We start from the raw sequence: 16982 nt of genomic DNA on the forward strand, positions 1-16982 counted from the left end.
ATGAACGTAAACGATATTTTAAAAGAACTTAAACTTAGTTTAATGGTTAACAAAAATATTGATGAATCAGTTTATAACGACTATATAAAAACAATTAATATTTATAAAAAAGGTTTTAATGATTATATTGTTGTTGTTAAATCACAATTTGGTTTATTAGCTATTAAACAATTTAGACAAACTATTGAAAATGAGATAAAAAACATTTTAAAAGAAGATGTTAATGTTAGTTTTACATACGAACAAGAGTATAAAAAACAACTAGAAAAAACAGAAATAATTAATAAAGATCACTCAGATATTATTAATAAAAAAGTTAAAAAAATTAATGAAAATACTTTTGAAAACTTTGTAATTGGATCAAGTAATGAACAAGCTTTTATAGCAGTTCAAACAGTAAGTAAAAACCCTGGAGTTACTTATAATCCACTGTTTATTTATGGTGAGTCTGGAATGGGTAAAACTCACTTATTAAAAGCTGCAAAAAACTATATAGAAACTAACTTTTCTGATTTAAAAGTAGGTTATATGAGTGGTGATGAATTTGCTAGAAAAGCTGTTGATATATTACAAAAAACTCATAAAGAAATAGAACAATTTAAAAATGAAATATCTCAAAATGATGTGTTGATTATTGATGATGTACAGTTTTTAAGTTATAAAGAAAAAACTAATGAAATATTTTTTACTATTTTTAATAACTTTATTGAAAATGATAAACAATTGTTTTTTTCAAGCGATAAATCACCAGAATTATTAAATGGTTTTGATAATAGATTAATTACTAGATTTAATATGGGGCTAAGTATTGCTATTCAAAAACTAGATAATAAAACAGCTACAGCAATTATTAAAAAAGAAATTAAAAATCAAAACATAAAAGCCGAAGTTACTAGTGAAGCAATTAATTTTATATCTAATTATTATTCTGATGATGTTAGAAAAATTAAAGGTAGTGTTTCAAGATTAAATTTTTGATCTCAACAAAATCCAGAAGAAAAAATAATTACTATTGAAATTGTTAGTGATTTGTTTAGAGATATTCCAACTTCTAAATTAGGTATATTAAATGTTAAAAAAATTAAAGAAGTTGTTAGTGAAAAATATGGTATTTCAGTTAATGCAATTGATGGAAAAGCTAGAAGTAAGTCAATTGTAACAGCAAGACATATAGCTATGTATCTAACAAAAGAGATTTTAAATCACACTTTAGCTCAAATTGGAGAAGAATTTGGTGGTAGAGACCATACAACAGTTATTAATGCTGAAAGAAAAATTGAAAGTATGTTAAAAAAAGACAAACAATTAAAAAAGACTGTTGATATTTTGAAGAATAAAATTTTAACAAAATAATAAAAAATCTTTATTAATTTAGGTTTTTGTAAGTTATCCACAAATTAACTTCATACTAATAATAATTTAGAAATAATATTAGAAATAGTAATATAATACAATCTCTTATTTATATAAAATAAACTTAGAGAAAAAAGGAGTAGTTATGAATTTTTCAATAAATAGAATGGTTTTGTTAGACAGTTTATCAAAAGCAGCTAAAGTTATTGATCCTAAAAATGTTAATCCTAGTTTAGCTGGTATTTATTTAAATGTTTTTTCTGATCAAATTAATATAATTGCAACAAGTGGTATTCTTTCATTTAAAAGTATTTTAAATAATCAGAACTCAGATTTAGAAGTTAGACAAGAAGGAAAAGTGTTATTAAAACCTAAGTATGTTTTAGAAATGTTAAGAAGACTAGATGATGAGTTTGTAGATTTTTATATGGTTGAAGATAATGAATTAATTATTAAAACTGATAATTCAGATTTTAGTGTTGGGGTTTTAAATTCTGAAGATTATCCTTTAATTGGGTTTAGAGAAAAAGGAATTGAGTTTAACTTAAATCCAAAAGAAGTTAAAAAAACAATTTACCAAGTTTTTGTTTCAATGAATGGAAATAATAAAAAATTAATTCTTACAGGGTTAAATTTAAAACTAAATAATAATCAAGCGATTTTTTCAACAACTGATTCATTTAGAATTAGTCAAAAGGTTTTAGAAATAGAAAATGATAACAACGAAACTATTGATATAACTATTCCTTTTAAAACTGCTTTAGAACTACCTAAGCTTTTAGATAATGCTGAAAATTTAAAAATAATAATTGTTGAAGGATATATTACATTTATAATTGATAATGTTATTTTTCAATCTAATTTAATTGATGGAAAATTCCCAAATGTTCAAATTGCTTTTCCAACAAGATTTGAAACTGTTATTACAGTTAAACAAAGATCAATTTTAAAAGTTTTATCAAGATTTGATTTAGTAGCTGATGATGGACTACCTGCTATTGTAAATATTAAAGTTAATGAAGATAAAATTGAGTTTAAGACTTTTATTTCAGAAGTTGGTAAGTATGAAGAAGACTTTGATGATTTTGTAATTGAGGGAAATAAAAATCTATCAATTAGTTTTAATACAAGATTTTTAATTGATGCTATTAAGACTTTAGATGAAGATAAAATTGAACTAAAATTGATTAATTCAACTAAACCAATTGTTATAAATAATGCTTATGATGAACAATTAAAACAAGTTATTCTTCCAACATTTTTATCAAATTAATCCACTTAGTGGATTTTTATTTGTAAAAGATAAAATAATATTATGAAAACAATAAAACAAATTATAATTGTAGAGGGTAAATCAGATACAGATAAGTTAAAAAAGATTTATGGTAATGATTTAAAAACAATTCAAACAAAAGGGTTAAGTTTAAACAAAAAGACTTTAGAAATGATAAAAGAACTTAACAATAAAACTGGTGTAATTATATTTACTGATCCTGATGGAGCTGGTAAGAAAATAAGACAAACTATTATTGATTATTTAGATAATAAAGTTTTAAATGCTTTTATTAGTAAAGATGATATTAATAAAAATAGTAAGAAAATAGGTATAGCTGAAGCTAGTGATCAAGCTATTAAAAAGGCTTTAGATAATTTAATTAGTTATGATAAAAATAATAATTCTTTAAGTTGATCTGATTATGTAAATAATGATTTTTATTTAAAAGAAAATAGAATAATTATTTGTAAATATTTTAATTTTGATGAAAATATAAGCTCTAAAACTTTATTTAAGTGATTAAATTGAATGAACATTTCTATTAATGATATTAAAAAAATAATAGGTGAATAATGAAAGCTAAAAAATACTATGGGCAGAACTTTATATCAGATTCTAATTTGATTAATAGAATAGTTGATGTTTTAGATCAAAATAAAGATCAATTAATTATAGAAATAGGACCTGGAAAAGGTGCTTTAACAAAAGAGTTAGTTAAAAGATTTAATAAAGTTGTAGTTATTGAAATTGATCAAGATATGGTAGAAATTTTAAAAACTAAGTTTGATAATCCTAATTTAGAAATTATTCAAGCTGATGTTTTAGAAATTAATTTAACTGATCTTATTAGTAAGTATGATTTTAAAAATGTAAGTCTTATTTCAAATACACCATATTATATAACTAGTGAAATTTTATTTAAGACTTTACAAATAAGTAGTTTGTTACAAAAAGCTGTTTTTATGCTACAAAAAGAAGTAGCTTTAAGAATTTGTAGTAATAAAAATGAAAATAATTATAATAATTTATCAATTGCTTGTCAGTTTTATAGTCAAAGAAACTTTGAGTTTATTGTAAATAAAAAGATGTTTTATCCAATTCCTAAAGTAGATTCAGCAATTATTAGTCTTACTTTTAATGATTTATATAAAAATAAAATTAATGATGATAAGAAGTTTATTGAGTTTGTAAGATTACTTTTTAATAATAAAAGAAAAACAATTTTAAATAATTTAGCTAAAATTACTAATAACAAAAATAAAGCATTAGAATATTTAAATACTACAAATATAAGTAGTAATTTACGACCTGAACAACTAGATATAGATGAATATATAAATTTATTTAACCTAATTTATGATAATGAATTTTAAATTTATATAATCAAAATGTATATAAAAAAACTAATAAAATACGGAGAGTTTATGGCTATGATTAAAGATTTTAACAATCAAGAAGTTAGCTTAGATGATCTAGGTCAAAGTGCGATAAAATCAGATAAACCAAAACCCAAAGTTCAATTTTTAATGCGTTTTTCTTTAGTGTTTTCTAATATTTTTTCTCACATTTTTTTAGGTATATTAATAGTTATTACTGTTTTATTTTCTGGTCTTAGATATACTTATTACACTTATAAAGTTGATTTAATTAGTAACGCTGATAAGATAAAACCTTCTATTCCTAAGTTAAAAGAAGTTTATGATGAAGCTTTAGAAATAGTTGAAGAAATCAAAAGAGAAACAGATAGAAATTCAAAAGACAGTTTACTAAACAAGATTGATGAAGTTAAGGTACTAGTTAAAGAAGTTACTGATTTTGCTAATGAATTTAATGATAAAAGTAAAAAAGTTGAGCCAAAAGTAAAAGAAGTAATTGAAGATGGAAAACAAGTGACTACCCATTTGGATCAAATAACTAAAGAACTTCAAAAATTACAACAAACAGGAAATGGAGCTGTTTCAAGAGTGAGAAGAGACCTTTCTAGTTCTCTTAATAATATTGGTGGATTAATAGGTAGTGTTAACAATGATCTAAATTCAATCAATAGCTCAATTTCAAAAATAACAATGTTAGCTAACAAATTGTCTGATGAAGGCAAAAAAATAACTGCTAATGTTGAAATTATTAAAAAAGAAGTAGAGTACTTTTCAAAGAAAAGTGAAACTCCTTTAAAAGATATAGATAAGATAAAAGATATTTATAATAGAAAACTTCCAATTTTTGAAAGAAATAATAAAAAACTACAGGAAATCTGAAACAAGTTAATGGGTATTTTTAACCAATTTACTGTTAAAGAAACTCAAAGAGATTATTATGATTTTGTGTTATATATTTTAATTTTCTTAATGATTGACTCATTGATTATATTAGTACTTACTTATATGAGTATGATAAGTAAAACTATGAAAAAAATATTCCTATTCTACATATTTGGAATATTAAGTTTTAATCCATTTGTATGAGTTTCAGTAGTTATAAGTTTCTTTTCAAGACCTATAAAAAATAGAAAAAATAAATTTAGTTAAAAATAGGTATTGCAATAATTAAAAAGAGTGTTATATTAAATATTGTAAAAAGATATTTGGGTATCTTTTTACAAAAAAAACTTAGTTCGCAAACTTTTTTCTTTAATATGAAATTAGAGTGCCATAAAATAGGTCGTACTCAAGCCCATCGATTAATTTCAATTTAAAGAATTCTATTCAATTTATAAATACTTTCGGCCCTGTGTTTTTTAACAAAATACAGGGTTTTTTATTTGCTTTTTAATCTAAGGTTTTAGTTAAAAATAAGGGTGTTTTTAAGGTATAATTATATTATTGTAAAAGAGCTTTTTAGTGTGCAAAATTACTGAGAGGGTGAAATAGATGTCACATGAATATAGTGCAGAATCGATTAAAGTTTTAAAAGGTTTAGAAGCTGTTAGAACACGTCCTGGAATGTATATTGGTTCTACTTCAAAAACAGGTTTACATCATTTAGTTTGAGAAATTTTAGATAACTCTATTGATGAAGCTATGGCTGGGTATGCAAACTTAATTAATGTAACAATTACAAAAGATAACGAAGTAATAGTTCAAGATAACGGGAGAGGAATTCCTGTTGGAATTAATTCAGATACAAATAAATCAGCTTTAAGTTTAGTTTTTACTCAATTACATGCTGGAGGTAAGTTTGATTCAGAAACTTATAAGATTTCTGGAGGACTTCATGGAGTTGGGGCTAGTGTTGTTAACGCTTTATCTTTATTTGTTGAAGTTGATGTTTATAGAGATAATACTCATTATCATCAATTATTTAGTGAAGGTGGAACTAAAGAATCAGCATTAGAACAATTAGGACATACTGAATTACAAGGAACAAAAGTTAAATTTAAACCTGATCCTGAAATTTTTAAAGAAACTGTAATTTTTGATTATGAAATTATTAAAAATAAAGTTAAACAATTAGCCTTTTTAAACAAAGGGTTAAAAATTACTTTAACTGATGAAAGAATTGAAAAAACAGTTGAATATTTATTTGTAAATGGAATTTTAGATTACATTAAAGAAAAAAATGAAACTAAAAATAAAATAAATCCTAATATCTTTTATGTTGATTCAAAATATGAAGATATTGAAGTTGAAATGGCTCTTCAATATAATTCTGATTATCAAGAAAACATTATTACTTTTGTAAATAACATTAATACTCATGAAGGTGGAACTCATGAAGATGGCTTAAAGCAAGCTTTAATTAGAGATATTAATAGATATGCTGATACAGTTATAAAAAACACTAAATCTCCTTCTAAATTCTCTTGAGATGATATTAAAGAAGGTATGATGTGTATTTTATCTGTAAGACATACAGATCCACAATATGAGGGACAAACTAAAACTAAACTTTCTAATCCTGATGCAAAAGAAGCAGTAAACATAATTATTGGTAATGCGTTTGAAGAATTTTTATTAAAATCTCCAGAAGATGCAAAAGCAATTTTAGATAAAAACGTTAATGCTCAAAAAGCAAGAATTGCTGCTCAAAAAGCAAGAGAAGAAACAAGAAGAAAATCTGCATTAGATTCATTTTCATTACCAGGTAAATTAGCTGATTGTGAAACTAAAGATTCAAGTATTGCTGAACTTTATTTAGTCGAAGGAGATTCAGCTGGTGGTAGTGCAAAAACTGGAAGAAATAGAAAATTCCAAGCTATTTTACCTTTAAGAGGTAAGGTTTTAAATGTTGAAAGAGTAACTGAAGCTAGAGCTTTTTCAAATAATGAAATTAAATCAATTATTACAGCTGTTGGTACTGGAATTAAAGAAGAATTAGATCTATCTAAATTAAGATATAAAAAGATAGTTATTATGACTGATGCTGATGTTGATGGTGCTCACATTAGAACATTATTATTAACTTTCTTTTATAGATATATGAAACCATTGGTTGCAAATGGTCATATTTATATTGCTCAACCTCCTTTATATAAAATTGAAGCTGGTAAAAAAATAGCTTATGCATATACTGATGCTCAATTAGATGAATTAAAAAACAATGAATTTAATAATTTAAAATACACAATTCAACGTTATAAAGGTTTAGGAGAAATGGATCCACTACAATTATGAGAAACAACAATGGATCCACAACAAAGAACGATGTTACAAATCTCTCTTGAAGATGCAACTTTAGCTAATGAAGTATTTTCAGATTTAATGGGTGAAGATCCAGAATTAAGAAAAAATTATATTCAAGATAATGCTAAATTTGTTGAAAATATAGACTTTTAGGAAGGTAGAAAATTATGAATAATGAAAATAACAACAATGATTCTTTAAATGAAAATCAAGATCATTATCATGGTAAGATTTCTCCTATTGATATTTCAACAGAAGTTAGAAAAGATTTCTTAGAATATGCAATGAGTGTTATTGTAAGTCGTGCTCTACCTGATTTAAAAGATGGATTAAAACCTGTTCATAGACGCATTATTTATGCTATGAATGATTTAGGAATTACAAGTGATAAACCACATAAAAAATCAGCTCGTATAGTTGGAGAAGTAATTGGTAAGTATCACCCACATGGAGATAGTGCTGTTTATGAAACAATGGTAAGAATGGCTCAAGATTTTTCTTATCGTTATCCTTTAATTGATGGACATGGTAACTTTGGATCAATTGATGGTGATGGTGCTGCTGCTATGCGTTATACTGAAGCAAGATTAGCAAAAATATCAAATTATCTTATTAAAGATATTGATATGGATACTGTACCATTTATTGATAATTATGATGCAAGTGAACGTGAACCGGCTTATTTAACTGGTTATTTACCAAACCTTTTAGTTAATGGAACTATGGGTATTGCAGTTGGTATGGCAACTTCAATTCCACCACACAACTTAAAAGAAGTAGTAAGTGCGATTAATGCTTATATTGATAATAATGATATTAGTATTGATGAAATACTAAATGATCATATTTTAGGTCCTGATTTTCCAACTGGAGCATTAATGACTAATGGGTCAAAAATGCGAGAAGGTTATAAAACAGGACGTGGTAGTGTTATTATTAGAGCAAAAATTGATTTTGAAGAAAATAAAAAACACGATAGATTTGTAGTTACTGAAATTCCTTATCAAACTAATAAAGCTAAAATTATTGAAAAAATAGCTGAGCTAGTTAAAGATAAAACTATTGAAGGAATTTTTGATATTAGAGATGAATCTAATTATGAAGGAATTAGAATTATTATTGAATTAAAAAAAGATGCAAATCCTGATGTAGTATTATCAAAACTTTATAAATATACTGCACTACAATCTAGTTTTTCAATTAATTTATTAACTTTAAATAATAATTTACCTGTTTTATTAGATTTAAAAACTATTATTAAAAACTATGTTGAGTTTCAAATTAGTGTAATTATTAAACGTTCTTTATTTGAAAAAAATAAATTAACTAAACGTTATCATATTTTAGAAGCTTTACATATTGCTTTAGATAATGTTGATGATGTAATTCATATTATCAAAAACTCTAAAACAAGTGAAGAAGCAAAAATAGAATTAACTAATAAATATAATTTTGATGAAGAACAAAATAAAGCTATTTTAGATATGCGTCTACAAAGATTAGTTGGTTTAGAAAGAGATAAAATCACTTTAGAAATGACTAATATAAAAGAACGATTAGCTTATTTAGATATTTTAATTAATACAAAAGAAGAACAAAATAATGTATTAAAAAACCAATTAAATGAAATAGCTGATAAGTTTGGAGATAATAGAAGAACAGAATTAATTGATGAAGAATTAATTAATATTGAAGATGAAGAATTAATTCCTGATCTAAAATGAATGATTTTATTATCTCAAGATGGATATATTAGAAGAGTTAATCCAGATGAATTTAGAATTCAAAAACGTGGTGGGCGTGGAGTTAGTGTAAACTCAGAACCAAGCGATCCTATTGATATTGCTACAATGGGAAAAGCTAAAGATTGAGTGTTATTCTTTACAAATTCTGGAAAAGTTTATAGAACTAAATTATATAACATTAGAAGCTATTCAAGAACAGCTAGAGGATTACCAATAGTTAACTTTTTAAATGATCTAACTAATGAAGATAAAATTACAGCAATTCTACCATTAAGAAATAATAAAGAAAAATTCAATTATCTAACTTTTGTTACTCAAAAAGGAATGATTAAAAGAACTAAGATTTCTGAATTTGAAAACATTAATAGAAATGGTAAAAAAGCTATTAATTTAAGAGAAAATGATCAATTAGTTTCAGTATTTGCAACAACTGGATCTGATACTGTGTTTATTGCAAATGAATCAGGAAAAGTAATTAGAATTAAAGAAAGTATTGTTAATCCACAATCAAGACTTGGTTCTGGAGTTAGAGCTTTAAAACTAGAAGATGATGATGTTGTAGTTGGAGCAATTAGTTCATTTAAATTAACTCATATTACTACTGTTTCAAATAAAGGTTTATTTAAAAAGACACCAATTGATGATTATAGAATTAGTGGAAGAAATGGTAAAGGAATTAAAGTAATGAACTTAAACCAAAGAACTGGTAAGTTCAAAGCTATAATTGGAGCTAGAGAAACTGATTTAATTATGATTATTTCAAGTGATGGTAACTTAATTAAAACTAAAGTTTCAAACATTCCTTCACTTTCAAGAAATGCTTCAGGAGTAAAAGCAATTAGATTAGCTGATAGTCAAGAAATTAATGCTATTACTTTAGAATACCGTAAACACGGATTAGAAAATGAAGATTTTGAAGAAGATTAAAATATAATAACAAAAAACCGAATCTTATAGAATTCGGTTTTTTTATTATTATTAAGTTTATTTATTTTAAGCTATCTTTTTTGCTTTATCAAAAGGTATACCAACTGCTGCTGGGGCTCTTGATGTTTTACTAAACACAACCATAGCTACTATTGTTAGAACAAATGGTAAAGTGTTAAATAGAGTTGAAACTGCTTGAATAGTTTTGTTAGTTGAAAGAGTTCCAATTTGTTGACCTAGTGCAAATAGTCATGAAAAGATAATTGATCCAATTACAATAAAACTAATTCTTCATTGTCCAAATATCATAATTGCAATTCCTAAAAATCCATAACCTAACATATTTCCACTAAATAAACCACCACCACTAACAACTGTTACAACAAATACTCCACCACCAATTCCAGCTAAAAATCCTGATAAAATTACAGCTACATATCTATATTTAGTTACACTGATTCCAGCTGCATCGATTGCGTTTGGGTTTTCTCCAACCATTGCATATCTCATACCTTGTTTAGTGTATTTAAAGAATATAAATATAGTGATTGCTAAAATGATTGCTATAACTGTTCAAATCGGTAACATACTTGCTACTAGTTGAGTTTTACCATTAACTGTTGAAGTTATACGAATAACATCTATTGATGAATATCCACTTGCAATAACTTGAGATTGTTTACCAAATCAGTTTGAAGTTGATAAGAATATACCTAAACCTAAAGTTAAAATGTTAATTGCTGTTCCTGAAATAATTTGATTTGCTTTTAAAGTAATTGATGGAAATGCATGTAATAATGCAAATGCTCCTGTAATTACTCCAGCTAGTAAAACTATTGGTATTTGAGTGTAATTACTTTTTGGATCATTTGTTGTTATATAAGTTCCTAGAATTGAAACAACTAATGCTCCAATAATCATCATACCTTCAACTGCAATATTAACTACTCCTGCTTTTTCACTTACAAGTGATGATAAAGAAGCAAATAATAACACACCAACTAAAGCTAATGCTCAAGTTAAAATACTAGTATTAAATAAAATTCCCATTTATTTAACCTCCTTTAACATTGTATTTTCTAAATTTAGAATTTTTAAATTAGTTTGTTCTTTTAAAGATTTTTCTAAATTAAATAATTGTTCTAAATCAGATAATGTTTTTTTAGGTGCTTTATTGATTTGTTCTTGATAATTAGTTTTATCATCATTTACGATTTGTTTAGCTTTAGTAATTCTATTTTTATAATCACTAATTAATTCTTGTTCTTCAGCTCTTGTAGTTACATAAGCAATTTCTTTTTTAAGATTAGTTATTAGTTTAAAACAAGTTAAACTAATTTTTGATTTTTGTTTGATGTGTTCTGGTGCATCATAAACACTAATGATATTAGTTGTAAAGATATCATCTATTTTAGAACTAATTTCTAATGCTTTATTTAAAGTTTGTTTGTTAGATTGAATAGCTTGTTTGTTTAGGTTTAGATCTAAATTATCTTTAATTAAAGTTTTTAAATCATTTAATAAAACAACGGCTTTATTAACATCATCTTGAGAATGATTCATATCAATTAATTCTAAATGTTTTTGTTTTAAAATAAGTGCATCTTTTTTAGCTTGACTAAAGTTTTGTTGTTCTTCAGCTCAATAAGTATTATATTGATCTAAAATAGCTTGTAGTTTAGTTTGTTCTTGTCTAGCTAAAGCTTTTTGTTCTTTATACTTAGCTTTTTGTTCTAAGATTTTAGCATTAGCTTGTTTTTTAATAGTTTTAATTTGTTCTTTTAATTGTTTGATTTTTTCTAGTTGTTCAGAATGATTAATATTATTTGAAGTTTGATTTAAACTAGAAATTTGTTTATCTAGTTTAATATCAGATTTAATGTTTTTAATTTGTTCTTTTAACTGAGCAACAGTTTTTAATTTATTTGCTTTGATTTCAATAATGTGATTATGAGAATCAAATTTATAAGTAAGAATTCCGATTTCACTTTCTTTAAACATTTTAATCTCTTGAATTCTTAATTTATGAGCATCTTTTATTTTTTTAATGTTTGTTTGATATTTGTTTAAAATGTTTGAACTAGCTTGTTTGATTTTATATTTATGATCTGCTAATTCTAAGTCAAGTTCACGTAATGTTTGAATGTAGTTAGAACCTAGTTGGTTAACTTGTTTATTTAAATGAGTTTTTAATCCATCAACATTAAGTGTAGTTTTGTCTTGATTAATGAATTTTTTGATTTCTTGAATTTTAGTTTGAATTGTTATTATAGATTGTTTGATATCTTTTTTTAGTTCTAGTTTAATATTTTTTCTACCATTTCAAAATAAGTGTGGTTTTGAGATTTTGTTTGTAACTTGATTTTGAGTAATGTAGTTTTCATATTTGTCATTAACTTGTTGTTTGTAGTCTTTTGTAAAGATTAAAAAGATTTTTTTAAGTTTAAGTTTAAAAGCATAAAGTTGTAGTTTTCAAACAATTTGTTTATTAACTTTTGAAGTGTATAAATAGTATTTATTTTTTAATAACTCTCAAGGTTTAAAGGCAATAAACACTGAAACAATAGCTGTAAAGTAGATTAAAATACCTGAGATTAAACCACTAATCTGAGTTGAAATACTATAAAGTGATGAAATAGGACCTCCACCAGTTTTAATAATTGCTCATAATCAACCTATAACAATAATTCCTATTGGATTATTAAAAGCAACTAGTGAAACTGCAATTGCATCAAATCCTAAAGTAGGTAAACTATTTGAAGCAAAGAAGTTGTTTGGTGCAACTGTGAACATTGAAATAAATCCAGCAATTCCAGCAACAGCTCCTGATAATGTTAATGAAGTAATGATTTGTCTTTTAACATTAATTCCAATATATTTTGATCCAGTTAATGATGAACCAACTGCCTTTAATTTAAATCCTAAAACTGTTTTTGAAAATAGTACTCAAATCACAACTACACAAACTAAAGCAATTAATAATGGAATAACTACTGTATTTGATCCAATGCTTAATTGATCTGATGGAATGTTTTTTGAAGTATAAGATAGACTTGATGAAAAGTCTTTGAATTGTCCAAAAACTCATTTAAAGATATAAAACACTGATCAATTTAATAATATAGTTGAAACTACTTCATGAATATTAAATAAGGCTTTTAAAATACCTGCAATAAAAGCAACAAATGCTGCTGATATTACACAAACTATAAGCATTAAAATAATCATTAAAGGACTAACTGAACTAGCATTATTTCCTGCTATTGCAAAAAACACAATTGTTGAAACACTTGTTGCAGCTAGTATTTGACCAGGAGCTCCAATGTTAAATACTCCTGATTTAAAAGCAATTGCCATTGATAAACCAGCAACAATATATACAGCCATTCAGTTTAGACTAATTTGATAAAAGTTTTTATCAAAATTAATTCCAAATAAAAGCCCAAAATATGTGAATGGATTAATTCTTAAAAATGATAAGAAAATTCCTGAAACTATAAATCCTATTAAAATTGAAAATATTGAACCTTTAATGAATTTTAATTTTGTTTTTGTAGAATCTGAACTAAATAAATATTTTGTTTTTTTAGATAATGTTCAACATGTTTTAGATTGCATCTACTTTCATCTCCTTTCTAGTTTTTGTGCTTTTTGTTGTTTTTGTAGTTTTACTGCTTTCTTTTGGTTTAGTTGTTTTTGTAGATTTTGATTTTGAACTAGTTGATTTTGAACTAGTTGATTTTGTACTAGTGGTTTTTGATTTTTCAGATTTTGATTTAGTTGTTTTAGTTGAACTTGCTTTTGGTTCTTTTGATTCTTTTGGTTCATTTGATTCTTTAGCTTTTTTAATTTGTTCTAAAGTTTGACCTGTCATTAAAGCACCAATTTCTTCTTTTTTAGCGTTTTTGGCAGGTAGTTCACCAATTAGTTTTCCATCATTAATAACAACAATTCTATCTGCTAAAGCAATTACTTCATTTAGATCATAAGAAACTAGTAAAATACCTCTACCTTTTTCTTTTTCACTTAAAATGTGAGAATGAACGTTTTCTATTGCTCCAACATCAAGTCCTCTAGTAGGTTGAACAACCACTAATAAATTATGATCTTTTTTAATTTCTCTACCTACAATAGCTTTTTGTTGGTTTCCACCAGATAATCCTCTTGCTATAGCTGTTCCATTTCTAGAACCTCTAATATCAAACTCTTTAATAATTAATTGAGCATATCTTGAGATTGCTTTTTTGTTTATAAATCCAAGTGAAGAAAATGGTTTTTTATCAATTTCTTGACTTACAATATTTTCTTCAACTGAAAAATCTAATAACAACCCATATTTATGACGATCTTCAGGAATATGAGCTAACCCCATATCATATCTTGTTTTAATACTACTATTAACGATATTAATTTTGTTATAAATAATACCACCTGAAACTGGTTTAACTAGTCCTGTAATTGCTTGAACTAATTCGTGTTGACCGTTTCCTTCAACTCCAGCAATTGCTACAATTTCTCCAGGTCTTACTTTAACATTAAAAGTTTCTAGTCCATAAACTTTATGATTAGTATCTTTTTTAACTGTTAAATTAATAACATCTAAAACAGGTTCTTCAGATAATGGTTTTTCATATGTGTTTTTTACTTCAACAAGTTTTCTACCAACCATAGCTTCAGCAATTTCATTTCCTGTAACTGTTGAAACATCTAGATCGATAATCTTTTTACCTAATCTTATAACTGTAGCAACATTTGCAACTTGTTTAATTTCATCCATTTTATGAGAAATAAAAATTATGGTTTTTCCTGCTTTTTGCAAGTTTTTCATAATTTGTAAAAGGCTTTGAATTTGTTGAGGAGTAAGAACAGCAGTGGGTTCGTCAAAAACTAAAATATCAGCTTTTCTATATAAAACTTTTAAAATTTCTACACGTTGTTGTAATCCAACTGAAATATCTTGAATTTTTGCATCTAGATCAACATATAGATCATATTTTTTCATTATTTCAATTAACTCAGCACGCATCTTAGTTTTGTTTAAAAATATATTAGATTTAGTTTGTTCAACACCTAAAATAATATTTTCTAAAACTGTATTAACTTCAACTAGTTTAAAATGTTGGTGAACCATTCCAATACCTAATTTATTTGCTTTAATTGGATTTGAAATTACTTCTTCTTTTCCATTAACTTTAATTGTTCCAGAAGTTGGTTGGTATAAACCAAATAGAATTGACATTAATGTAGATTTACCTGCACCATTTTCACCAACCAAAGCGTGAATATCACCTTTTTTAACTTTGATTGTTATATCATCATTAGCAACTATAGCACCATTTAAAAATGTTTTAGTAATGTTTTGCATTTCAATAGCATAATCAATTTGTTTTTCTATGTTCATAGTTATGCTCCTTATTTTTTAGTTGATTGAATCAACATTTCTCAATAATTTTTAATTCCTGCAATTCCATTACTACTTAATGTTAATTTTTCTCATTCTTCATCTTTAACACTTTTACTAATCAAATCTAGCGCTTTGTCTAATGATGTTTTTGTTAGATATTCTTTATATGTTTTCCCTGATTCATCTAGTGCTTTTTTAAGATCTTCTTCAATTAAATCCCCTTTACCTTTTGAATAGTCAACTGATTCAATAGCTAAGTTAGCTGCATTTGTTAATGAACCGTTAACTTTTTCAACACTTCATTTAGTATCAGCTTTTCTTGATGATGAAATTGATCAATCTGGTTGTTCTCCAACTAGAGTTTTTCCGTCCTTAACTTCTGATTTATGTTTTGATTCATATTTTTTGTCATCAACAACTGCTTTTTGTAAAGATCTAGCTCTATTTAAAGCATAAATTGAAGCTGAAACAATATTTTTCTTAGCGCTTGTAAGAAATCTAAATTCATTTCCTTGTTTTGATGAACCAACACTTGTTACTTGATCAGTATCAACTCCAATTACAAAAGGTTTATGACCAGTTGCTTCTAGAACATCATTAATTTGAGGTCCTGCAACTGGGAAAATAATATCAGCTTGGTTCTTAACTAAAGCATCAACAATTCCTGATTTTTTAGCTCCACCAACCTCAAAACTTTTTGAAAATCATGAACTTTCACTAACGTCTTTTAATCCTTCAACTCCTGCTTTTTTTCCTAGATTAGCATAATAAACAGGTTGTAATTTGTATTTAACTTTTTGACCTTTATTGTCTTCTAGTTCAATTTCTTTTCCTGCAAATTTGTTGTTATAAACATGCATTGCAGCAAGTAATCCTCACATATAATTATCAACAGCATTTTTATCTGTAATTCCACCAAACATACCTATTGATATATATTTATTTCCAGCTGTTGATCCTTGTAAAGGCATATCAGTTTTAGAATTTGAAGCACTAAGTGCTTCTTTTGAAAATTCACCACTATTTAAACTAGTCATTTTTGGAAGATTTGCTCACAATATAGCATCTCATCCTGCATTAAATCCAGCTAATTCTGAATTAAATAAAACTGAAATAACGTTATCTTTTTGATATTGAGCATCTAATAAAACAACTGTTTTATTACCAGCTTTTTGCATTCTATCAGCAGCATAATCAACTGCTCCTAAATGACCAAACCCAGCTAGTAAAAAAGCATCAGCTTTTTTATAAATTGCTGTATTATAAGAAGTTCTAAATGCATCAATTGTATGATCGGGCGTTTCAACATAATTATTACTATTTGACTTAGCATACTCATAATCTTCATTTATAAAAGAATGAGTTTTTTCATCTCATTTAGTATGTCCACCAATTGAACTTTTGTAATTAAATTTTCTAGCTGTTAATTCATCTGTAATATTAAAATTACTATGAATTTGAGAACCATATTTAATTACACCTTCTCAAGAACTTTCATTAAAAGTTTTATCTCTAATGTTACCACCATCAGTAACAACTAAAACTTTTTGACCTAAAATTCCTTCAGCAAAAGTTGGAACTTTACATGAAACTACTGCTGAAATAGATCCACTTGTTCCAATTAATGTTGTTAAAATTGTTAAAAGTTTTTTCATTAT

11 protein-coding genes are annotated in these 16982 nt (G+C 25.6%); 7 read left to right on the forward strand and 4 right to left on the reverse strand.

Features of this window, described 5'->3' with window-relative positions:
* The 7 genes from dnaA (at nt 1) to gyrA (ending at nt 9920) form a co-directional block, all read left to right on the forward strand.
* The gene (gene dnaA / locus D500_RS00005) at nt 1–1353 is read left to right on the forward strand and encodes a chromosomal replication initiator protein DnaA (protein ID WP_008363407.1); all 1353 of its coding nucleotides are present in this window, start codon (nt 1–3) and stop codon (nt 1351–1353) included.
* A gap of 145 nt (nt 1354–1498) precedes the next feature.
* Entirely contained in the window at nt 1499–2626 is a 1128-nt protein-coding gene (locus D500_RS00010) for a DNA polymerase III subunit beta (RefSeq protein ID WP_008363409.1), read from the forward strand.
* A 42-nt stretch (nt 2627–2668) separates the two neighbouring features.
* Nucleotides 2669–3202, forward strand: a complete 534-nt coding sequence (gene rnmV, locus D500_RS00015) for a ribonuclease M5 (RefSeq protein ID WP_008363410.1) — start codon at nt 2669–2671, stop codon at nt 3200–3202.
* Complete coding sequence (rsmA, locus tag D500_RS00020; RefSeq protein WP_008363412.1) at nt 3202–4002, forward strand: 16S rRNA (adenine(1518)-N(6)/adenine(1519)-N(6))-dimethyltransferase RsmA; 801 nt, start codon at nt 3202–3204, stop codon at nt 4000–4002. The genes rnmV and rsmA overlap by 1 nt, the downstream gene beginning before the upstream one ends.
* A gap of 57 nt (nt 4003–4059) precedes the next feature.
* Nucleotides 4060–5154 (forward strand): synaptonemal complex protein 1, encoded by a 1095-nt coding sequence (locus tag D500_RS00025; protein WP_008363414.1) that lies wholly within the window; start codon nt 4060–4062, stop codon nt 5152–5154.
* A 342-nt stretch (nt 5155–5496) separates the two neighbouring features.
* Complete coding sequence (gene gyrB, locus D500_RS00030) at nt 5497–7401, forward strand: DNA topoisomerase (ATP-hydrolyzing) subunit B (protein WP_008363416.1); 1905 nt, start codon at nt 5497–5499, stop codon at nt 7399–7401.
* Between the two features lie 14 nt (nt 7402–7415).
* Nucleotides 7416–9920, forward strand: a complete 2505-nt coding sequence (gene gyrA / locus D500_RS00035) for a DNA gyrase subunit A (RefSeq protein WP_008363418.1) — start codon at nt 7416–7418, stop codon at nt 9918–9920.
* 66 nt (nt 9921–9986) lie between these two features.
* On the opposite strand, the gene D500_RS00040 is transcribed toward gyrA, so the two are convergent.
* The 4 genes from D500_RS00040 to D500_RS00055 are packed head-to-tail and all read right to left on the reverse strand — an operon-like array spanning nt 9987 to nt 16979.
* Nucleotides 9987–10970: an ABC transporter permease gene (locus tag D500_RS00040; RefSeq protein ID WP_239759453.1), complete on the reverse strand. Its 984-nt coding sequence runs from the start codon at nt 10968–10970 to the stop codon at nt 9987–9989.
* Nucleotides 10971–13538, reverse strand: a complete 2568-nt coding sequence (locus tag D500_RS00045) for an ABC transporter permease subunit (RefSeq protein WP_008363422.1) — start codon at nt 13536–13538, stop codon at nt 10971–10973.
* Nucleotides 13528–15321 carry an ABC transporter ATP-binding protein gene (locus D500_RS00050; protein ID WP_008363425.1) on the reverse strand — a complete coding sequence of 598 codons (1794 nt, stop codon included), beginning with the start codon at nt 15319–15321 and terminating at the stop codon, nt 13528–13530. Before D500_RS00050 ends, D500_RS00045 begins: the two co-directional genes overlap by 11 nt.
* Before the next feature lie 11 nt (nt 15322–15332).
* Entirely contained in the window at nt 15333–16979 is a 1647-nt protein-coding gene (locus D500_RS00055; RefSeq protein ID WP_008363427.1) for a BMP family ABC transporter substrate-binding protein, read from the reverse strand.
* Nucleotides 16980–16982: the final 3 nt, after the last annotated feature.

It is taken from the genome of Mycoplasma feriruminatoris (assembly GCF_000327395.2).
Lineage (GTDB): Bacteria > Bacillota_I > Bacilli_A > Mycoplasmatales > Mycoplasmataceae > Mycoplasma > Mycoplasma feriruminatoris.